At 64.5% G+C, this 20,433-nt stretch carries 18 protein-coding genes; 4 read left to right on the plus strand and 14 right to left on the minus strand.

The window, feature by feature from the left end; translation table 11 throughout:
• Window positions 1–3: 3 nt before the first annotated feature.
• Window positions 4–777 carry a nucleoside triphosphate pyrophosphohydrolase gene (locus QMK22_RS10545; protein WP_283497601.1) on the minus strand — a complete coding sequence of 258 codons (774 nt, stop codon included), beginning with the start codon at window positions 775–777 and terminating at the stop codon, window positions 4–6.
• 167 nt (window positions 778–944) lie between these two features.
• Here QMK22_RS10545 and nhaA point away from each other — a divergent pair, with 167 nt between their 5' ends.
• Window positions 945–2,318 (plus strand): Na+/H+ antiporter NhaA, encoded by a 1,374-nt coding sequence (gene nhaA, locus QMK22_RS10550; RefSeq protein ID WP_283497602.1) that lies wholly within the window; start codon window positions 945–947, stop codon window positions 2,316–2,318.
• 76 nt (window positions 2,319–2,394) lie between these two features.
• Here the strand turns inward: nhaA and mfd are convergent, their stop codons facing one another.
• The 11 genes from mfd to QMK22_RS10605 all read right to left on the minus strand — a co-directional run bounded on the left by mfd (window position 2,395) and on the right by QMK22_RS10605 (window position 15,368).
• On the minus strand, window positions 2,395–6,024 hold the full coding sequence (mfd, locus tag QMK22_RS10555; RefSeq protein WP_283497603.1) for a transcription-repair coupling factor: 3,630 nt from the start codon (window positions 6,022–6,024) through the stop codon (window positions 2,395–2,397).
• A 71-nt stretch (window positions 6,025–6,095) separates the two neighbouring features.
• The gene (gene pth, locus QMK22_RS10560) at window positions 6,096–6,680 is read right to left on the minus strand and encodes an aminoacyl-tRNA hydrolase (protein WP_283497727.1); all 585 of its coding nucleotides are present in this window, start codon (window positions 6,678–6,680) and stop codon (window positions 6,096–6,098) included.
• A 44-nt stretch (window positions 6,681–6,724) separates the two neighbouring features.
• Window positions 6,725–7,336, minus strand: coding sequence for a 50S ribosomal protein L25/general stress protein Ctc (locus tag QMK22_RS10565; RefSeq protein ID WP_283497604.1), 612 nt, complete (start codon window positions 7,334–7,336; stop codon window positions 6,725–6,727).
• A gap of 247 nt (window positions 7,337–7,583) precedes the next feature.
• Complete coding sequence (gene manD, locus QMK22_RS10570) at window positions 7,584–8,813, minus strand: D-mannonate dehydratase ManD (RefSeq protein WP_283497605.1); 1,230 nt, start codon at window positions 8,811–8,813, stop codon at window positions 7,584–7,586.
• Between the two features lie 64 nt (window positions 8,814–8,877).
• Complete coding sequence (locus QMK22_RS10575; protein WP_283497606.1) at window positions 8,878–9,852, minus strand: sugar kinase; 975 nt, start codon at window positions 9,850–9,852, stop codon at window positions 8,878–8,880.
• Complete coding sequence (locus tag QMK22_RS10580) at window positions 9,849–10,502, minus strand: bifunctional 4-hydroxy-2-oxoglutarate aldolase/2-dehydro-3-deoxy-phosphogluconate aldolase (RefSeq protein WP_283497607.1); 654 nt, start codon at window positions 10,500–10,502, stop codon at window positions 9,849–9,851. The genes QMK22_RS10575 and QMK22_RS10580 overlap by 4 nt, the downstream gene beginning before the upstream one ends.
• Before the next feature lie 5 nt (window positions 10,503–10,507).
• Window positions 10,508–11,656: a galactonate dehydratase gene (gene dgoD / locus QMK22_RS10585; RefSeq protein ID WP_283497608.1), complete on the minus strand. Its 1,149-nt coding sequence runs from the start codon at window positions 11,654–11,656 to the stop codon at window positions 10,508–10,510.
• Window positions 11,634–12,176, minus strand: coding sequence for a gluconokinase (locus QMK22_RS10590; RefSeq protein ID WP_283497609.1), 543 nt, complete (start codon window positions 12,174–12,176; stop codon window positions 11,634–11,636). Before QMK22_RS10590 ends, dgoD begins: the two co-directional genes overlap by 23 nt.
• 2 nt (window positions 12,177–12,178) lie before the next feature.
• On the minus strand, window positions 12,179–13,060 hold the full coding sequence (locus QMK22_RS10595) for a carbohydrate ABC transporter permease (RefSeq protein ID WP_283497610.1): 882 nt from the start codon (window positions 13,058–13,060) through the stop codon (window positions 12,179–12,181).
• Entirely contained in the window at window positions 13,057–13,980 is a 924-nt protein-coding gene (locus tag QMK22_RS10600) for a carbohydrate ABC transporter permease (RefSeq protein ID WP_283497611.1), read from the minus strand. The genes QMK22_RS10595 and QMK22_RS10600 overlap by 4 nt, the downstream gene beginning before the upstream one ends.
• Before the next feature lie 95 nt (window positions 13,981–14,075).
• Window positions 14,076–15,368 (minus strand): ABC transporter substrate-binding protein, encoded by a 1,293-nt coding sequence (locus tag QMK22_RS10605; protein WP_283497612.1) that lies wholly within the window; start codon window positions 15,366–15,368, stop codon window positions 14,076–14,078.
• A 137-nt stretch (window positions 15,369–15,505) separates the two neighbouring features.
• Between QMK22_RS10605 and QMK22_RS10610 the strand changes: the two genes are divergently transcribed.
• Window positions 15,506–16,297 (plus strand): FadR/GntR family transcriptional regulator, encoded by a 792-nt coding sequence (locus QMK22_RS10610; RefSeq protein WP_283497613.1) that lies wholly within the window; start codon window positions 15,506–15,508, stop codon window positions 16,295–16,297.
• 7 nt (window positions 16,298–16,304) lie between these two features.
• Here QMK22_RS10610 and QMK22_RS10615 read toward each other — a convergent pair whose 3' ends face one another.
• Both QMK22_RS10615 and QMK22_RS10620 read right to left on the minus strand, forming a co-directional pair.
• Window positions 16,305–17,705, minus strand: coding sequence for a GntP family permease (locus QMK22_RS10615; protein WP_283497614.1), 1,401 nt, complete (start codon window positions 17,703–17,705; stop codon window positions 16,305–16,307).
• The gene (locus QMK22_RS10620; RefSeq protein ID WP_283497615.1) at window positions 17,702–18,280 is read right to left on the minus strand and encodes a gluconokinase; all 579 of its coding nucleotides are present in this window, start codon (window positions 18,278–18,280) and stop codon (window positions 17,702–17,704) included. The genes QMK22_RS10615 and QMK22_RS10620 overlap by 4 nt, the downstream gene beginning before the upstream one ends.
• A gap of 196 nt (window positions 18,281–18,476) precedes the next feature.
• On the opposite strand from QMK22_RS10620, the gene gnd reads away from it, so the two are divergent.
• The gene (gene gnd, locus QMK22_RS10625; RefSeq protein ID WP_283497616.1) at window positions 18,477–19,934 is read left to right on the plus strand and encodes an NADP-dependent phosphogluconate dehydrogenase; all 1,458 of its coding nucleotides are present in this window, start codon (window positions 18,477–18,479) and stop codon (window positions 19,932–19,934) included.
• A gap of 68 nt (window positions 19,935–20,002) precedes the next feature.
• Window positions 20,003–20,368 (plus strand): hypothetical protein, encoded by a 366-nt coding sequence (locus tag QMK22_RS10630; protein ID WP_283497617.1) that lies wholly within the window; start codon window positions 20,003–20,005, stop codon window positions 20,366–20,368.
• Window positions 20,369–20,433: the final 65 nt, after the last annotated feature.

The raw sequence follows: 20,433 nt of genomic DNA on the forward strand, positions 1-20,433 counted from the left end.
GGGTTAGGAGGGGAGGGCTATTATTCCGGCGTCGAAGGCGTCTTCGCCCGGCTCGGCCCGGGAAACCTCGGCCAGGGAAACCTCAGCCCGGGAGACCTCAGCTCCGCGAATCTCGGTCTGCAGGTCGCGCACGGCGGTGCGCAGCGCCCGCTCGGCGTCAAGTCCCTGGGCCCGGGCCGAGGACACAATGGCCAACAAAAGCGGGCCGAGGTCAGCTTCGGATTCAATCGGCAGCGGGAACCCGGCATCCGCTTCGAGCAGGCCGATCTTCTCGGCCCGACCGAGCACCTTGTCGGCAAGGGCGAGCGCCGGCATTCCCGCCGGAATACCGTCGAGCACGCTCGTGCGACCGGGCTTCTCTGCGGCTTTGAAACCGTCCCAGGCTGCCGACACTTCGGCCGCAGTGTCGAGCGTGACATCGCCGAACACGTGCGGGTGCCGCCCGACCATCTTCTCGGTCAGCCGCGCCGCGACGTCCTGAATATCAAAGTTCTCCTCGGGCGTGTGCGCGGCCAGATCGGCGTGGAAGAGCACCTGGTAGAGCACGTCGCCGAGCTCTTCGAGCAGGTCATCGCGGCTGCCGGCTTCAATCGCTTCGATTAGTTCGTGGGTCTCCTCGACCAAGTGGCGCACGAGCGAGGCGTGCGTCTGGTCGGCGTCCCACGGGCATCCGCCCGGCGCTCGCAGCCGAGCGACGGTTGCCATGAGGGTGTCGAGCGCGGTCTCCGGTCGGCGGGGTGATCCGTCGTGAGCGGATGAAAACAGCGGATTCGTCATGGTCTGCACTCCTGGATCGGTTCCATCGTCGGTTCTATCGTAGGCGGGCCTTCCGAGGCCGGTTCAGACACCTCGTGTATTCTGGGTTGCGGTGAGCCGGGAAGTCTGGTCGGCACAGATATGTGCGCGCCCGAAGATGCGTGCCCACAAGACCAGAGGATTTTTTAATGACCGAACCGTCCCACGCACCGACTCCCCCGACCGGCCCCGTCTCGACCCGCACAATTCTCCGCCGCGGTACCTACCGCGAATTTATTCGCGTGTCCGCCATTCTGCGCAAGGAAACCGTCGGCGGCGCGATTCTGCTCGCCGCGACCGTGGCCGCACTGATCATGGCCAATTCCGGCTTCTCCGACAGCTACTACGCCTTTCGCGATTTTGAGTTCGGCTATGAGCCCTGGCATCTCAAGCTGAGCCTGGGCACCTGGGCTGCCGACGGGCTGCTCGCCCTGTTCTTCTTCCTGGCCGGACTCGAACTCAAGCGTGAGTTCGTCGCGGGCGATTTGCGCAGCGTCAACCGGGCCATCGTGCCGGTGGCCGCCGCCGTCGGCGGTGTCATCATCCCCGCGGTCATCTTCGTGCTGATCAATCTCCAGTCCGGCTCCGAAACGCTGCGCGGCTGGGCTATCCCCACTGCAACCGATATCGCCTTCGCCCTGGCCGTGCTCGCCGTGATCGGGTCGAAGCTGCCGCCCGCCCTGCGCATCTTTCTGCTGACCCTCGCCGTTGTCGATGACCTGCTCGCCATCGCGATCATCGCGTTCTTCTATACCTCCGACATCTCCTTCCCGCCGCTGCTGATCGCGATCATTCCCCTGGCCCTGTACTGGTTCGTGGCACACAAGTACTCCCATTTCTTCAAGAACCAGACCTGGGCGGCGTGGGTCATCCTGCTCCCCATCGGCTTCACGACCTGGGCACTCCTGCACAGCTCAGGGGTGCACGCCACCGTCGCCGGTGTGCTCCTCGGATTTGCCGTGCCGGTGCTGCGCAGCCAGCGCAGCGGAGGCCCCGAGGCTGGGCCCGGCCTCGCCGAGATCCTCGAGCACCGCCTGCGCCCGCTCTCCAGCGGATTCGCCATTCCGATCTTCGCGTTCTTCTCCGCCGGCGTCACCCTCGGCGGCGCGGAGGGGCTGCTCAATGCGCTCACCGACCCGGTGGCCGTCGGCATCGTCGTCGCCCTCGTCATCGGCAAGCCAATCGGTGTGCTGCTGGCCACGTTCATCGTGACCAAGACCACCAAAGCCACCCTCGACCCCGACCTGGCCTGGATCGACGTCATCGGAGTCTCACTGCTCGCCGGTGTCGGCTTCACAGTGTCGCTGTTGATCAGCGAACTCGCGTTCGGGCAGGACAGCCCGCACGACGACCACGCCAAGGTTGCCATCCTGGTCGGTTCGCTCCTGGCTGCGCTGCTCGCTACGGCGGTTCTGCGCGGACGCAACCGTCACTACGGGCGCATCGCTGATCGCGAGGCCGTGGACAGCGACGAAGACGGTATTCCGGATGTGTACCAGAGCAACGAGGCGTCGAAGAACTAAGCGCAGCATCCGCTGCCCCGAGCCGAGGCGCGCAGCACCGTTGCCGTTTACGCGACGGTGCTGCGCGCTTTAACGACTATTTCGCCGGCAGCGCACTCGGCACCGCCGGCGGGAAAATCGCCGCGAGCAGCGTCTTGGTCCACTCGATCAGGGCCTTGTCGCCCAGTGCTTCGCCGTTCGGCCGCGGCATCGGCACGCTGAGCGCTCCGGTGGACGAGACATAACGCGAGCCGGGATACATCCGCTGCAAACGCACCTGAATGGAATCGGCCAAATCGGCTGGAGCCACGCGCAAATTCGAGCCCATGGCCACGACCTCGCCGAGCCCCGCTTGCTGCGCCTGCCAGCGCAGCCGCGACACGGCCACGAGGTTCTGCACCGGTTCGGGCGGTTCGCCATAACGATCGGTGAGTTCCTCCACCACGAGGTCGATCTGATCGTCGGTCGCGGTGGGCGAGCTCGCGCTGGACAGCTTCTGGTACGCCTCGAGGCGCAACCGTTCACTGTCAACGAAGTCGTGCGGAATGTGCGCATCAACGGGCAGTTCGAGCCGAAGCTCGGTCTGCCCCTCGGCCACATCGCCGCGGAACGCACTGACGGCTTCACCGATCATGCGCAGGTACAGGTCGAAGCCGACGCCCGCGATGTGCCCGGCTTGCTCACCACCGAGAAGGTTGCCGGCGCCGCGAATTTCGAGGTCCTTCAGCGCCACCTGCATACCGGCACCGAGCTCGTTATTGGCCGCGATGGTGGCCAACCGGTCGTGCGCGGTTTCTGACAGAGGCTTGTTTTCGTCGTACAGGAAATAGGCGTAGGCACGTTCCCGCCCGCGACCGACCCGACCGCGCAGCTGGTGCAGCTGGCTCAAACCGAATCTGTCGGCGCGATCGATGATGATGGTGTTGGCGTTGTTGATATCGAGCCCGGTCTCAATGATCGTGGTGCAGACCAGGATGTCGAATTTACGCTCCCAGAAATCCCCCACGACCTGTTCCAGCTGCGCCTCCGGCAGCTGACCGTGTGCGATCGCGATACGGGCCTCCGGCACCAGCTCAGCCAGCTGCGACGCTATCCGGTTGATGCTCGTGACCCGGTTGTGCACGAAAAAAATCTGCCCCTCCCGCAACAGCTCCCGCCGGATAGCCGCGGCCACCTGACGCTGCGAGTATGGTCCGACGAAGGTCAAAATGGGGTGGCGATCTTCGGGTGGCGTGGCGAGAGTCGACATTTCGCGGATGCCGGTGACCGCCATCTCGAGGGATCGCGGGATGGGCGTGGCGCTCATCGCGAGAATGTCGACGTTGGTTTTGAGCTTCTTCAGAGCGTCTTTGTGCTCAACACCGAACCGCTGTTCCTCGTCGATGATGACGAGGCCGAGGTCCTTGAAAATGATCGACGGCGACAGCAGTCGGTGCGTGCCGATGACGACGTCCACGGTACCGTCGAGCATGCCGGCGATCGTCTCCCGCGCCTCCTTGTCGGTCTGAAACCGCGACAGCGCACGCAGGTGGATCGGGAATCCGGCGAAACGTTCCTTGAACGTTTCCATGTGCTGGCTGACCAACAGGGTGGTAGGAACGAGCATCGCCACCTGCTTGCCGTCTTGCACGGCCTTGAACGCCGCGCGAATGGCGACCTCGGTCTTACCGAAACCGACGTCGCCACTGAGCAGCCGGTCCATCGGGATGGGCCGCTCCATATCGGCCTTGACCTCGTCGATGGTGGTGAGCTGGTCGGGGGTCTCGACGAACGGAAACGCCTCCTCGAGCTCGTGCTGCCACGGGGTGTCCGGCCCGAAGGCGTGCCCCTTGCTGGCCATGCGCGCCGAATACAGCTTGACCAGTTCAACGGCAATGTCACGCACCGCCTTGCGCGCCTTGGTCTTGGCGCTCGACCAGTCACTGCCGCCCATCTTGCTCAGGGCAGGTGCTTCACCACCGACATAACGGGTGACGAGGTCAAGCTGATCGGTCGGCACGTACAACCGGTCACCGGCGTGCCCGCGCTTCGACGGGGCGTATTCCAACACCAGATACTCGCGGGTGGTCTTCACCGGGTTGCGGCCGCCGCTGGACACCTCCCGCTGCGTCAGTTCCAGAAAACGGCCAATACCGTGCGTCTGATGCACGACGTGGTCGCCGGCCACGAGCTGCAACGGGTCAACGACATTCTTCCGGCGGCTGGCGAGTTTTTTGATCTGCCGCGCGTCATAGCCAACCGTGCGGCCGTAGAACTCCGATTCGCTGATCAGCGTGAGTTTGGCCTGCGGCAGTTCAAAACCGTGATCGACGGATGCCTTCAGCAGGTAGGCAATACCCGGTTCCGGCGCCAGCGGCCAAACGTCCACCACCCGCACCGGCAGCTCGCGCTCGGCGAGTACCTGCGCGGCCCGCTCGACCAAACCGGCTCCCTGGGCGACGATTCCCACCACCCAGCCGTCGTGCAGCCGGGAGGCGACGTGACCCACCGCACCGTCGACATTGCCCGCGAAGGTGGGAACGGCATCCGCTTCGATGCGAATGGTGAGCAGTTCGTCGAGCTCGAGGTCTTCGGGCAATACGGGCAGATCGGTCGGCGCCGCCTGAAAGGTGCTGAGCGTCCACCAGTTGTGTGCGCTGGCCGGCGCACCCGGAGCGGAGTATTTCACGCTGTCCCGGAGGTGCCCCAGCGTGAGAAAATCGCCGGATTCCAGGTCGATCGGCGCATCGGCACCCGCCGTGGCCGCGCTCCAGGCCGCACCGAGAAACTCCCGGTTGGTCTCGGCGAGGCTGATCGCGCGACTGGCCACGCGTTCCGGTGAGATGACGGCGACGGCCGCATTGGTCGGTAGATAGTGTGTGACGGGTACCAGCCGGTCGACCAGAGCGGGCGCCAGGCTTTCCATTCCCTCCACCGGAATGCCCTCGGCGACCTTCGCGAGCAGATCGGACAGGCTCGGAAATTCGTGCTGCATTTCGCGGGCGCGCTGCCGTACGGCGGGACTCAGCAACAGTTCCCGGCTCGGTGGCAGGCTGACGCTCGTGATGACCTCGGGCAGGGACCTCTGGTCAGCGACGCTGAACAGGCGAATCTGCTCGACCTCGTCGCCGAAGAATTCCACCCGGTACGGGTGCGAGGCGACCGGGGGGAACACGTCGAGAATTCCGCCGCGCACGGCGAATTCGCCGCGCCGGGTGACCATGTCGACGCGAGCGTAGGCAATATTGACCAGTTGCAGCACGATCGCCGAGAGGTCGTGGCCGCGCCCGCCGACGGCGAGCTCGATCGGTTCGAAGTCGGTGAGGTTGTCAGCGACCGGCTGCAAGGCGGCGCGCACCGAGGCGACGACGATGAGCGGATGCCGGGTGCTCGGGTCGGATTCCTGCCACTCACGCATGCGGCGTAGCGCGTGCAGCCGTCTGCCGACGATCTCCGCGCTCGGGCTGAGACGTTCGTGCGGCAGCGTTTCCCAGGCCGGAAAGTCAATGATCTCGGCATCCGTCGCGAAGCAGCCGAGGTTGTCGCGCAGGGCTTCAGATTCGCGGCCGGTGGCCGTGATGACAAACAGCATCTGGGCGTCATCGCGGCGCAAATCGAGCAACGCGGCGAGCAGCGGGGCGCGGAGGCCCTCGGTGAGCGAGAAATCAGCGTCCCGGCTGGCATAGGCGAGGGCATTATCGAACGTGGAGGCGCGCGCGAGCGCTGCGATTAAGCCCTGAAGGATCACTGGACGAGTCTACGCACTGGTACCGACAGCACCGAACCGGGTTCAGCCCCACTCGGTGGGTCCAAGGAGCCTTAGGACGGCGCGTGAAACTTCTGCTGCGCTGCCACGACGCCGTCGGAGGCGATCAGTTCGATCGCGTCGGCGGCATCCGCTATCAGATTGGGCAGAATGCTGCGTTCGGCGGCAACGAAGTCATGCAGCACGAAGTCGGCCGGGCTCTGTCGCCCGGGCGGACGGCCGATGCCCATTCGAATGCGAACGAACTCGTTCGTTCCGGTGGCGGCGATAATGTCGCGCAGTCCGTTGTGGCCGCCGTGCCCACCACCGACCTTGATCTTCAGCGTGTCAAACGGTAGGTCCAGGTCATCGTGCACCACGATGAGCCGGGAGACCGGCAGGGAATAGAAGCGCAACAGTGCGGCCACCGGGCTGCCGGAAACGTTCATGAACGTGGTCGGTTTGGCCAGCACGAGTTTCGGCCCGCCCGGGGCGATCCGCCCCTCGGCGACCAGCGCGGCCGTCTTGTGCCGCTTGAAATTGCTCGACAGACGGCCGGCGAGCTGCGCGAGAACCATCTGCCCCACGTTGTGCCGGTTGCCGGCGTAGTCGGGCCCGGGGTTACCGAGCCCGACTACGAGCCAGAGGTTCGTATCCAGGGGAAGCCTCCGTCTGAACGAGAACCAGCTGATGAGGGTTGCTACTACTCGGCGGGCGTGGCGGCGGGCGTGCCAGCGGTGATGACCTCGGTCTCGTCGTCTTCTTCAGCCTCGCCACGCGGCGTGTGCACGTAGACGACGAGGGTGTCAGGGTCGGAGATGAGCTCGGCACCGGCCGGAAGCGTGACGTCGGCGGCGTGGATTTGGGCGCCTTCTTCGAGGCCCTCGACGGAAACTTCGAGGTTCTCGGGGATGTCGGTGGCTTCAACCTCAAGCAGGAGCGACTTGGTGTCGAAGGCGGCCATCGTGCCGGCGAAAGACTCGCCGGTCATGTGCACGGGAACCTCAACTTGAACCTTTTCGCCCTTGCGCACGACGATGAGGTCGATGTGCTCGATGATGTACTTCACCGGGTCCTTCTGCACGTCCTTGACCAGAACGAGCTGCTTCTTGCCGGCGATGTCCAGTTCGAGGATCATGTTGGTGCGACGCAGCAGCAGGCCGATGCGGTGCGACGGCAGCGACACGTGCACCGGCTCGGTGCCGTGGCCGTAGATGACGGCCGGGATCATGCCCAGCACGCGCAGCTTGCGGGCCGCGCCCTTGCCGAAGCTCTCGCGGAGTTCAGCGGTAACGGCGTTTACTTCTTTAGCCATGGTGTTTCTCCTTGCGGGGCGGGGAGCCCAGGTAGTTGTCCGCGTGCCGAAGCCCGCGGTGATGGGGTACTGATTCAACTCGAACGCATGTCAGCGTGAGGAAAAGCCCAAAGTCTCGTCCGCCGCGTCGATAACGGATTCCGCCGGTCCAATAGTCTGGCCCGGCGCTATCCCTCGCCGAAGTTCGAATCTCAAGCTTACACAGTTTGAGTGCCCCCGGCAGCCCGGGCGTGTCGCGCCCCGCCGCTCACCAGTCGTGCACGGTACCGTCGGCGAGCCGATTGAACGGCAAATACGCCGTCTGGTACGGGTACTTCCCGGCCTCATCAACGTTGAGCGTCACACCCAGGCCCGGCTTGTTACCCGGGTGCAGGTAGCCGTCGGCAAAGCTGAACGACTGCTCGAAAACGCGGTTGGTGGCCTCACCGTGCTGCATGTACTCCTGAATACCGAAGTTATGAATGGCCAGGTCGAGGTGCAGGGCGGCCGCCATGCCGACCGGGGAGATATCCGTCGGTCCGTGGATGCCGGATTTGATCTGATACTGCGCGGCGTAGTCCAGAATTTTCTTCATCGGCGAGATGCCGCCGGTGTGGGTGACGGCCGATCGCACGTAGTCGATCAGCTGGTCCTTGATCAGGGTCTGGTAGTCCCACACGGTGTTGAATACCTCGCCGATGGCGAGCGGTGTGGTGGTGTGCGAGCGCACCAGGCGCAGGGCATCCTGGTTTTCGGCCGGAGTGCAGTCCTCCAGCCAGAACAGGTCGTAGGGCTCGAGCGATTTACCGAGTTTCGCGGCCTGGATCGGCGTCATCCGGTGGTGTCCGTCATGCAGCAGGGGCAGCTCGGTGCCGAACTCGGCCCGCACGCCTTCGAACACCGTGGGGAGGTGCTGGAGATAGGCGCGAGTGTCCCAGTCTTCTTCAGCGGGGCGGGCCGCGCGCTGGGCCGGCTCGTAGTCGTAGCGTTTGCCGCTGGTTTGGGTTTGGGCCGCGACGCCGTAGACCGCCTTGAGGCCAGGAACGGCCGTCTGCACCCGGATGGCCCGATAGCCGAGGGCCTGGTGCTTACGAATGGAGTCGAACAGTTCCGGCAGGTCACGACCGGAAGCATGGCCATAGGCCAGGATCTTGTCGCGACTGGCACCGCCGAGCAGCTGGTACAGGGGCAAGCCGGCCGCCTGCGCTTTGAGATCCCACAGGGCAACGTCCACGGCGGCGATCGCGGCCATGGTGACCGGTCCCCGACGCCAGTAGGCGCTGCGGTACAGAAACTGCCAGGTGTCTTCGATGCGGTGCGCGTCGGCACCGAGCAGCAGCGGAACGACATGCTCCTGCAAGTAGGCCACAACCGCGAGCTCGCGGCCGTTCAGGGTGGCGTCGCCGAGTCCGACGAGACCGTCGTCGGTGGTGAGCCGGAGGGTCACAAAATTGCGATCCGGGCTGGTGACGATGACTTCTGCTCTGTCGATCTTCATGATTCTCCTTGGTTGTGCGCGTCGTAGGGTGGTGGGGTCGTGCCGGTGCGAGAGCGAGTGCCCGCTATCGCAGTGTCAGTCCGGCGGGAGCAGCCAGCAGGGCGAGTTCGGCACGGTTGGGCGCTCCCTCCCAGTCGCCCAGAGCGCCAACGGCGAAGGCGCCCGTGACCGTGCCACGGTAGAGCGCCTCGGCGGCGCTCCGTCCGTCCAGCACGGCCGACAGGTATCCCGCGGTGAAGGCGTCGCCGGCACCGATGGTGTCCCGCACGGTCACCGGAATCGCCGGGGCATGCGCCACCGTGCCGGCGAAGTAGACGCTCGCCCCGCTCGCGCCGCGTTTGACCACGAGCGTGCCGACACCGGATGCCGCGAGCTCGGCCGCGGCGGCCGCCTCTCGATCCGGTGTGGTTGCGCCTTGCACAACCAGCGGGAGTTCATCGTCGGAGGCGATCACGATGTCCGCGCTGCGGGCCAGGATTGACAGGCTCTCCCGCGCCGCGTCAACGCCCCACAACTTTGATCGATAGTTCACGTCAACGCTCACCAGGGCCCCGGCGGCGCGCGCCAGCTGCACGGCCTCGGTAATGGCCTCCGCGGCCGAGGGAGACAGCGCCGGGGTGATGCCGGAGACGTGCAGGAGCCGCGGCGGCACCGCGAGGCACGCGGCGGCATCCGCTGGGCAGAGCGCCGAGCCGGCAGAATTGCTGCGGTAGTAGGTCACTCGCGACAGGTCGTTGATGCGGCGTTCGGCCAGCATGAGACCGGTCGCCCGGTCGGGGTCGATCGCGACAGTGTCAACGAGCACTGATTCTGCGCGCAGGGTGCGCAATAGGTACTCCCCCGCTTCGTCGCGGCCGACGCGACCACCCCACCGTACGGAGTGGCCGAGCCGGGCCAGTCCGATGGCGACGTTTGATTCGGCGCCGGCCATGGTCATCTGCAGGGTGCCGCCCAGGCGCACCGGTGTTCCGGTGCGCAGGCTGACCATGGTCTCGCCGAGGGTGACAACGTCCGGCCCGGTCAAGAGATTGCCGGTCATGTGCGTGCCGGTCGGTTCGCTTCATCGCGAACCAGCAGGAAGGCGGCAACCCGGGCCTGCAGATCGTCCAGGTTTCCCCCGCGCGCGGCATCCCCCAGCAGCGGGCTGCCAATGCCCACGCCGACGGCGCCGGCCGCGAAGTATTCCCGGGCCAGCCCGGCATCGACACCGCCCACGGGTATGAACGGCACGTCGGGTAGCGGATCGCGCAGCGCCTTCAGATAGGCCGGGCCGCCGAACGATCCGGGAAAGAGCTTGACCACGGTGGCGCCCGCGCGCCGGGCCGCCACGACTTCCGTCGGCGTCAGCGCTCCCGCGCAGACCGGCAGCCCCAGGCGCGCCGATTCGTCGATGGCCTCCGTCACGGCCGGCGTCACCATGAAGGTCGCACCGGCGGCGGCCGAGCGGTGCACGTCGTCGATGGTGAGCACGGTTCCGGCACCGACGACACAGTCGCGTGGGGCGAGCCGGGCCAGTTCGGCGATGATGGCCAGCGCATCCGTTGTTACCAGCGACACTTCGAGAAAGCGGATGCCGCCGGCGAAGAGTGTCAGCGACGCGGCCAGAGCCGCCTCCGGGTTGTCGCCGCGAACGATAGCCAGTAGGCGTTCCCGGTGGAGTCGCGCGAGGAATTCGGTCGGGGTCGTCATGGCCGTCACCACTCCGCCAGCGCGCCGTCGGCGTGGCGCCAGACCGGTGACCGCCAGGTGTGCCCGCGAGAATCGGCGGCTCGTACGGCTGCCTCATCGACCTCAATTCCCAGTCCCGGGCCCGTCAGTAGCTCAATGTTGCCGTTCACGAATTTCAATGGCTCCTTGTCGAGCACGTAGTCGAGTACCTCGGCGCCCTGGTTGTAGTGAATTCCGATGCTCTGCTCCTGAATGAGGTAGTTGGGCGTTGCAAAACCCACCTGCAGACAGGCTGCGAGCGCGATCGGGCCGAGCGGGCAGTGTGGCGCCAGTTGCACGTCATACACCTCGGCCATCGCGGCGATGCGGCGCACCTCGGAGATGCCACCGGCGTGCGACAGGTCGGGCTGCGCCACGGCGATACCGGCACCAAAGACCGGGAGAAAATCCTGCCGCGTGTAGAGCCGCTCCCCGGTCGCGATCGGTATGGACGTAGCCTGGGCGAGTTGTCCGATCAAGTGAGAGTTCTCCGGAACGACCGGCTCCTCGATGAAGAACGGTCGCAGCGGTTCGAGCAGCGGGGCGATCCGGCGGGCATTGGCGAGCGTGAATCGACCGTGAAAGTCCACGGCCACATCCCGGTCGGGGCCGAGGGCGGCACGGGCTGCGGCGACCCGCTCCAGCACGCCGTCAATTTCGGCGACGGTGCCGACGCGGCTCATGATGCCGGAGGCATTCATCTTCACTGCCGTCAGTCCTACCTCTATTTGCGCCGCAATAGCGTCGCTGATGCCGCTCGGATCATCCCCGCCGACCCAGCCGTACATGCGGATGCGATCGCGCACGGCGCCACCGAGCAGCTGGTACACGGGCACTCCGAGGGACTTGCCCTTGATGTCCCAGAGCGCCTGGTCGATACCGGAGACGGCACTGCCGAACACCGGACCACCCCGGTAGAAACCACTCTTGGTCAGGACCTGCCAGTGATCTTCAATGCGATCGGGGTCGGCACCGACGAGGTATTCGGCGAACTGTTCGACGACCGTGCGCACGGCATCGGAGTGCCCCTCCAGGCTGGCCTCGCCCCAGCCGACGATGCCATCGCTGGTCTCAAGCCGCACAAACAACCAGCGCGGTGCGACGAGAAAAGTTTCAACGCGGGTGATTATCGACACTGTCGACCTCATGACCTTCTGTTTCAGCGGCCAGGGCCGCGAGGATCCGTTCGACGATGACGCCGGGCGATTCGACGATGTCGACGGTCACGCCGCGTTCATCGTCGGTTCGTACTTCGAGGGTGTCGTACTGCGACTGCAGCAACGCCGGTGGCATGAACTCATGGGTGCGGGCGCGCAGTCGGGCCGCGATCACCTCGATCGCACCTTCCGGATCGACGATGAACAGGTCGGCGGCATGGGTGCGTAGGAGGTCGCGATAGCTGAGCTTGAGCGCCGAGCAGGCGATCACGATGCCCTCACTCTGGCCCAGGGCCAGTTGTCGCCCGACCTCGTGCAGCCATGGCATCCGGTGTTCATCCTGCAGCGCCTGCCCGGCGGCCATGACGGCTTTGTTGGCGGCGGGGTGCAGGGCATCACCGTCGAGAAACCGGGTACCGAGCTGCTCGGCCAACAGTTCGCCGATGGTGGATTTGCCCGAGCCCTGCACGCCCATGACGACGATCGGTGGGAAGCGCACTGCTACCCCTTGGTCGCCCCGGCGGTCAGGCCGGACACGATGTATTTCTGGGTGAACAGGGCAATCACCATGATGGGAACGGTCACGACAACGGCCGCGGCCATCAGGCTGCCCCAGTCAATGCTCGCGTACGAGACGAAGTTGAAGATTGCCACCGGCAGGGTCTTGGTGTTCGCTCCGGAGAGTACGAGCGCAAACATGAAGTTGTTCCACGAAAAGATGAACGAGAGGATGCCTGCGGTGGCGAGTCCGGGAACCGACAGCGGAAGCGTGATCCGCAGGAACGCGCCGATGTGGGTGAGCCCGTCAACCTGGGCCTGTTCCTCCAATTCGAGCGGAGTCGAGTCGAAGTAGCTGATCATGATGTACACGATGAGCGGCAGGGCAACGAACATATGCGAGAGGATCAGCACGCCGAAGCCGCCGACCATGCGCATGTTGGCGAAGATGAAGTACCACGGTACGAGCAGGCTGACGCCCGGGATGATGCGTGCCATGAGCACGACCAGCGCGGAACGATGCATGGCGAACCGACTCATCGCATAGGCAGCAGGAACACCGATGAGCAGGGAGAACAGGGTGGACAGCAACGCAACCCAGAAACTATTGAAGATGAAGATCAGATAGTTGTTGCGGCTGAGCACATTGTCGTAGTTGTCGAGGGTCGGTGTAAAGAACAGCGTCTTGCTCGCGTCGAAGATGTCAACGTTGGATTTGAGCGACGCAATCAGCATCCAGGCCAGGGGCGCGATGAACAAGAGCACGGTCAGCGTGAGCGCGACCACCCGGAAGGTCTTGTAGGCGCGCGGTTTGCGGCGCCGCGGTGCAGATGCAACCGGGGTCGGTGTCTTTGCTGCGGAACGAGTTGGCAGTGTCGTGGTCATGACCGGTTCGCCTTTCTGCGGTAGGTGAGTACCCACATGATCGCGATGATGAGCAGGAAGAACAGGACCAGCACGGTGGAGGCGATCCCGTAGTCGTTGTAGTCGAAACTCAAGCCGAAGGCATAGATATTGAGTGTCTCGACCTCGTGGAACGAGCCACCACCCTTACCCTTCGTGGCATACAGAATGTCGAAGGTCTTCAGGGCATCGATGCCGCGCAGCACGACGGTGACAATGACGGTGGCCCGCATCAAAGGCAGCGTGACAAACCAGAAACGCTGCCACGAGTTGGCACCGTCAATGCGGGCCGCTTCGTCGGGTTCGTCGGAGAGCGAGGTGAGGCCGGCGAGCAGCATCAGCACCACCATCGGCGTCCACTGCCAAATGTCCACGAACATCAGTGTGGGCAGCGCGGTGTACTGGCCGGAAAGCCACGGCTGGGCCGGTATACCGATCCAGCTCAAAACCTGGTTGGCGAAGCCGATGTTCGGATCGAAGATAAGGCGCCACATCATTCCCACGGCGACGGGGGTTGCCACCAGTGGCAGCAGGATCGCCACGCGCACCCATTTCTCGCCGCGGAACGGACGCCAGAGCAGCAGGGCAATGCACATGCCCAGGACCAGTTCGACCGCGAGGGCTCCACCGGTGAACACGAAGGTGCGCATCACTGCCGGCCAAAAGCGGTCCGTGTCGGTGAGAACCTCAAAGTAGTTACTGAGCCCGACCAGGTTGGACGCAGCGCGAACCGACCCCTCGGAATCGGTCACGCTGAGATACAGGGTCCAGCCCAGTGGCACAGCAATCAGCAGTCCAACAAATATCATCGCGGGAGCGGCGAAAAGCCACTTGCGATACCGGTTTGCCCACGTGGAGTAATTCGTCCACATCGAGGGCTTGGTGGTGACCATCGTGGTCATCGTTCACCTCACACTTGGTGTTACGCCTTCAGAAAATGGTGGGTCCGTGGGGCGGACGATCCACATGATCGTCCGCCCCACGTGCGTGCTGCTGACTATTCGTCGTCGAGGATGCCCTGGAAGGCATCGCTCGCGGCATCCGCTGCAGCGTCGGAGTCTCCGCCGGTGATGGCAATGACGATCGGGTCGCCGACGATCTCGCGTGCCTCGGGCACCTTGATCACGAGCGGCCGGTCATGACCGACACCGTTCTTCGTGCTCGTGGCGATCGCTGCGGCCAGATCGGCCGGGTAGTTCGAGGTGCCGGCTGGGTCTTCCCAGACCGACTGACGTGCGCCGGGAACGCCGTCCTGCTGCACCGCCAGGGTGAGGTCCTCACTGGTGGCCCATTCAATGAATTTCCACGCCTCGGCCGAGTTCTTCGATTCGGCATTGATGCCGAGCGCCCAGGACGGCACGTTGTAGGCGACGGAGCCGCCGGGGCCGGCGGGCATCGGCGCGAAACCGACGGTGTCAGAAACCTTGGAGGTCTCGGGGTCGGTCGCGTTCTTGTAGAGGCTGTCAGCCTCGGTGTAGAAGCCGGCCTGGCCCTGCGTGAAGATGGCCATGGCCTCGGGCCAGCTCATGTCGGTGCTGACGTTTTCGGGCCCGTACTCGCGAATGAGTTTGCCGTAGAAAGCGTAGGCTTCCTTCGCTTCAGGGCTGGCGACTCCCGACTTACCGTCCTTGTCGATGAAGTCACCGCCGAAGCTGTACAGAAAGCTGGAGAACTGCGTGACGGCGGCAGACTTGCCGGTGCGGGCGACGAATCCGGCAACGCCCGGGTTCTGTTCCTTGACGGCCTGTGCCGCGGCTTCGAGTTCGTCCATCGTTGTGGGAACTTCGAGTCCGGCTGCGGCCAGCAGGTCCTTGCGGTAGTAGAGCACTTCCTGCTCGGTGATGATCGGTACCCCCACCACGTTGCCGTCGTAGGTCGTTGATCCGACCGGACCGGATTGGAAGTCGCTCCAGTTCCAATCGGCATTGGACTCAACGTCGTCGCTCAGATCAGCGAGATAGCCGTTCTTGGCGAACAGCTTGCCCTCCTGGAGCGGGCGATACATCATCACGTCGATCTCGTCGGTGCCCGCATTGAGCTTGACGTTGTACTGATCGGACAGCTGGTCTTCGCCATACTGGCTGAGCTCGACCTTGAGGCCGGTGGCCGCCTCGAATTCGGGCAGCTTCGCCTTGATGGTGTCGGTCCAGACGTGGTTGGCCAGAGTGACCCGAAGAGTCTTCGAGCCCCCGTCGTCGCTGGAACCGGTGCTGCAGGCGCTGAGCGTTCCCGCCGCGATAATTGTCGCTGCGGCGATAGCCGCAACACGAATAACTGAATGACGCTTCACTGTGTCTCCAATTCGCAAACCCGTGCATCGTCACACAGATCCCCGACCGATGCATCTTTACATCTGTCTCGTTGGAAGACATTACAGAATAAAACATACTTATTCAACCCTGAGATCAAAACGATATGATGTGTGGCATGACGGATAACGTAAACGCAGTGACGCGGGCGACGGAGCCCGACTCACTGGAAGCCCTTCCCCGGGCGCTCGACGAAAACTCCGCCCTGCACGGCCTGCACGCTCAGATTCTCGATCTGCTCGGCCTCGCGATCTGCGCCGGAGAGCTGCCCACCAAATCCGTCTTTCGGATCGAGGAACTCGAGGAACGCTACGGCGTCTCCCGTTCCGTCGTGCGCGAGGCCATCCGGGTACTCGCCTCGATGGGCATGATCGCCTCACGTCGTCGCGTGGGCGTGCAGATTCTTCCGGAATCCGACTGGAACCTCTACGATCCCCAGGTCATCCGTTGGCGCCTGGCCTCCCCCGCCCGAATCAGTCAGCTGCGCTCACTGACCGAGCTGCGCACCGCGATCGAACCAGAGGCAGCACGTCTGGCGGCCACCAGGGCCCCGCTGGCCGATGCGAGCGAGCTCATGGGCCTGGCCGGCAAGCTGTGGGCGGCGGGACAGGCCGACGACCCGGCCGAATTCCTCATTCTGGACATTGAGTTTCACCGCCTGGTGCTCGCGAGCTCGGGCAACGAGATGTTCGCCAAGCTCAACTCGCTCGTGGCCGAAGTTCTGACCGGCCGCACAAACTACGGGCTGATGCCGGAGCATCCGCACAACGATGCCCTACAACTGCACGTTGATGTCGCCAGCGCCATTCAGCGCGGTGACGCCGCCGCCGCCCAGACCGCCATGCTCGGCATCATGGAACGAGCCTTCGACGAGATGAGTTCGATCTGGGCGGACGGCGAGCCGGGCTAGGTTCTATCTAGAACAGCCCCGCAACGATGTAGATCGCCAGGGCGATGGCGAAGCCGATGACCCCGACGAGGGCCTGGCCGACCGTCCAGGTTTTCAGCGTGGTCTTGGTGTCCATTCCGAAAAACCGGCTGACCAACCAGAAGCCCGAGTCATTGACGTGACCGGCGAACACCGATCCGGCGGCGAGTGCGAGAACGATCGCGGCCAACTCCACCGGGTTGAAACTCGCATTGCCCATCACGACCGGCTGCAACAGGGCAGCGGATGTCGTCAGCGCGACGGTCGCCGAACCCTGCGCGATGCGCACCACAGCGGCAATGACGAACCCGGCGATGATGACCGGAAGCCCGACGGCGTCGAGCGACTCGGCAATCGCGTTGCCGATGCCGCTGGCCCGTAGCACTCCGCCGAACATGCCACCGGCGCCCGTGATGAGAATGACGGACGACACCGGACCGAGGGCACTGTCGACAACAGCTTCCACGAGGTTGGCGGACTTGCGCTTCTTCCAGCCGAGCAAAATCATGCCGAGCAGCACGGTGATGAGCAGGGCAACCGGGGTCTCACCCAGGGTGCGCAGAATCTGCACCCAGGTGCTGTCGAGCGAGACCAGGTCAGCGCTGGCGGCCATGTTGAGGCCGGTGTTGAGAAAGATCAAACCGATCGGAAGCAGCAGCAGCGTGAGCACGGTTCCGACCTTGGGTGTCGATTCGAACTCGGCGAAGTTTCCGGTGCTGCCGCTCAGGATCGAGGGAACGGGAATGTCGTACTTGCGTCCCACGTACCGACCGAAGAGATAGCCCACGAAGTACCAGGTGGGCAAGGCAACGATCAGTCCGAAAATCAGCACGAGCCCGACATCAGCACCCAGAAGCCCGGTGGCCGCGACGGGCCCGGGGTGCGGCGGTACGAAGATGTGCATCACCGAGAAGGCGATGGCCGAGGGCAGCGCGTAGCCGAGGAACGACCCGCCCAGGCGACGGGCGACCGCGAAGATAATGGGCAGCATGACGACGAGGCCAGCGTCGAAGAAAATCGGGAATCCGAGCATCAGCGAGGCCACGGCAAGGGCGAGCGGGGCTCGCTTCTCACCGAACCGGGTGATCAGGGCATCGGTGAGCACCTTCGCGCCCCCACTGGTTTCCAGCATTCGGCCCAGCATGGCGCCGAGACCGACGAGCAGGGCAACGCTCGCGAGCGTTCCGCCGAACCCGTCGAGCAGCGTCGCCATCAGTCTGGCCGTCGGGATTCCGGTGCCCACTGCGGTGAGCAGGCTCACGATAATCAAGGAGAGAAAGGCATGCACCTTGAACTTCATGATCAAGACGAGCAGGAGCGCGATGGCGCCGGCGGCAACGCCCAGCAGAGCGGGTGTCGACAACACCCAATTCATTTCAAGATCGGTCATGCGTCGGCTATCTCTTTCTTATCGGGGAATCGTGTGTGCTGCAGAAACTCAACGGCGAGTTCAACGATTTCGTCGGGAGTATTCATGAGGTTGATGCGAAGACCGGCCTCGTCGCGCGCAAGCGGCTCGAGGGCGGCAAACTGCGAGTCGAGCAGCGCGGCGGGCATGTACTCGTGGTTGCGATGGGTCAACCGCTCGGCGATGAGCGCCTGGTCACCGAACAGCTCGATAAACACCAGCGTCGGAGCGATGCTGCGCAGCAGATCGCGGTAGCTGCGCTTGAGCGCCGAGCAGGCCACCACGATGGGCTCGCCGTGCTCAAGGGACGCGGCAATCGTTTCGGCGATGCGGGTGAGCCACGGGATCCGGTCGGCGTCGGTGAGCGGATGCCCGGCCGCCATTTTGGCGCGGGCCTCGAGGCTGTGCAGGTCGTCGCCGTCGGTGAACCGCAGTCCCAGGGCGTTGCCCAGGCCGCGGCCGACCGTCGATTTGCCGCATCCCTGCACTCCCATTACCACGATCGGTTTTTCGGGAGAGGAAATACGGGGTGTACGGTTCAGGATTTCATCAGTCATTGACGCTCCACTCCATGGGCCGTTGCTTCATTACATCGGATCATTTCGCAATATACGCGCAATAAATCTGATTACATTGATCAAGCGTACCCGTAATGCTCATCGCATTCAACGACCGATCGTGCGAGGTGCGCGTCACGCAGGCACCGACTAATCTGGAGATTGGTCTGGAGATAACAGCCCCAAAGGAGAAAACGTGTCAGAGTCCGGTTCAGCACAGGCAAATATTGGCGTCGTCGGTTTGGCGGTGATGGGCTCGAATCTCGCCCGCAACCTCGCCGGCCGCGAGGGAAACACCGTGGCGGTCTACAACCGCTCCCCCGAACGCACACGCCTGCTCACGACCGAGCACCCCGAGGCGAACTTCGTTGCTTCCGAGAGCATCGCCGACTTCGTCGCCTCGCTCACGAAGCCCCGCACCGCCATCATCATGGTGCAGGCCGGCCGCGGAACCGACGCCGTTATCTCGCAGCTCTCGGAGTTGTTTGAGCCCGGCGATATCATCGTCGACGGTGGCAACGCCGAATTCACCGACACCATCCGTCGCGAAAAGGAACAGAGCGCCAAGGGCCTCAACTTTGTCGGTGCCGGCATCTCCGGTGGCGAAGAGGGCGCCCTCAACGGCCCGAGCATCATGCCCGGTGGCTCGGTGGAGGCGTACAAGACCCTCGGCCCCATTCTCGAATCCATCGCCGCCGTTGTCGACGGCGTGCCCTGCGTTACCCACATCGGCACCGACGGCGCCGGCCACTTCGTCAAGATGATCCACAACGGCATCGAGTACGCCGACATGCAGCTCATTGCCGAGGCCTACGACCTGCTCCGCAAGGTTGGCGGCCACTCCCCCGAGGCCATCGCCGACGTGTTCACCGACTGGAACGGCGGGGAGCTCAACAGCTACCTGATCGAAATCACGGCGGAGATTCTGCGCCAGGTCGACGCGAAGACCGGCAAGCCGTTCATCGACGTGGTGCTCGACGAGGCCGGTTCCAAGGGCACCGGCGTGTGGACCGTGCAGAACGCGCTCGACCTCGGGGTTCCCGTCGGCGGAATCGCCGAGGCTGTCTTCGCCCGCGCCGTCTCGAGCCACCCGGAACAGCGCGGACCGGTGCGCGCCACCATCACGGCTCGCCCCGAAATTGCCGTGGTCGGCCACACGTTCCAGGAAGACGTTCGCCAGGCGCTCTACGCGTCGAAGATCGTGGCCTACGCGCAGGGTTTCGACGCCATCATCGCCGGTGCGGCCAAATACAACTGGAACATCGACAAGGGCGCCATCGCCACCATCTGGCGCGGCGGCTGCATCATTCGGGCGCAGTTCCTCAACCGCATCGTCGACGCGTACGCCAACGACCCGTCGATCCCGTCCCTTCTCGTTGACCCGTACTTCGCCCAGGCCGTGGCCGACGGCGAGTCGGCCTGGCGCCGCGTGGTGTCGACGGCGACGCTGTCGGGCATCCCGGTTCCCGGATTCGCGTCAGCCTTGAGCTACTTCGACTCGCTCGCCAGCGAACGACTGCCGGCGGCCCTGGTACAGGGACAGCGGGACTTCTTCGGCGCCCACACCTACCACCGGGTCGACCTGCCCGGAACGTTCCACACCCTGTGGTCGGGCGACCGCACGGAAATCGTGACCGAGGCATCCACGCACTAGCCACCCGCCGGCCTGTTCTGTACTCAACCCGTCACTTCACACCCGGGTCTGGAACAATGGGGTCACCCATGACTGATAACCACCCCGAACTCTCCGGCTACGAACCCAACGACGACTACCGTCCACTCCGCGGGAAACACTTTACGTCGATCCTGCGCGTCGTGGTGGTGCTCGGCATTCTCGCCCTCGTCGTACCGGGCGTGCTCACGACGATGCGCGTAGCTTCCGACACCGCCGCCAATGCCTGCGTGAGCGCGGTGGCTCGGTATTACCCCTCCGCGGTCAACTTTGATGCCCGCTTCGAGCTCACCGGAGCGGGCGGGTTCGGCTGGCAGTGTTACGCGATCGACCAGAACGAGCGGGAGACCTTTGTGACGCCACTCGGCGTCATCCCGTCGGCGCCACGCCAACTCGCCCCCGGCACACCCACCTAGCGAGCACGCCGCCGAGCCGTGAGTTTCGTCGGACCCGCGCCGCCGAGCCGTGAGTCTCGCCCCGA

Origin of the sequence: Cryobacterium sp. PH29-G1, assembly GCF_030063365.1 — a bacterium.
In the GTDB taxonomy this organism is placed as follows: Bacteria; Actinomycetota; Actinomycetes; order Actinomycetales; family Microbacteriaceae; genus Cryobacterium.

Coding starts and splice junctions, on each gene's coding strand:
- QMK22_RS10630 (WP_283497617.1), top strand. CDS start 20,003: ATGACTGATAACCACCCCGAACTCTCCGGCTACGAACCCAACGACGAC.
- QMK22_RS10595 (WP_283497610.1), bottom strand. CDS start 13,060: ATGACCACGACACTGCCAACTCGTTCCGCAGCAAAGACACCGACCCCG.
- QMK22_RS10565 (WP_283497604.1), bottom strand. CDS start 7,336: ATGGCTAAAGAAGTAAACGCCGTTACCGCTGAACTCCGCGAGAGCTTC.
- manD (WP_283497605.1), bottom strand. CDS start 8,813: ATGAAGATCGACAGAGCAGAAGTCATCGTCACCAGCCCGGATCGCAAT.
- QMK22_RS10610 (WP_283497613.1), top strand. CDS start 15,506: ATGACGGATAACGTAAACGCAGTGACGCGGGCGACGGAGCCCGACTCA.
- QMK22_RS10615 (WP_283497614.1), bottom strand. CDS start 17,705: ATGACCGATCTTGAAATGAATTGGGTGTTGTCGACACCCGCTCTGCTG.
- nhaA (WP_283497602.1), top strand. CDS start 945: ATGACCGAACCGTCCCACGCACCGACTCCCCCGACCGGCCCCGTCTCG.
- QMK22_RS10575 (WP_283497606.1), bottom strand. CDS start 9,852: ATGACCGGCAATCTCTTGACCGGGCCGGACGTTGTCACCCTCGGCGAG.
- QMK22_RS10620 (WP_283497615.1), bottom strand. CDS start 18,280: ATGACTGATGAAATCCTGAACCGTACACCCCGTATTTCCTCTCCCGAA.
- QMK22_RS10545 (WP_283497601.1), bottom strand. CDS start 777: ATGACGAATCCGCTGTTTTCATCCGCTCACGACGGATCACCCCGCCGA.
- QMK22_RS10600 (WP_283497611.1), bottom strand. CDS start 13,980: ATGACCACGATGGTCACCACCAAGCCCTCGATGTGGACGAATTACTCC.
- QMK22_RS10580 (WP_283497607.1), bottom strand. CDS start 10,502: ATGACGACCCCGACCGAATTCCTCGCGCGACTCCACCGGGAACGCCTA.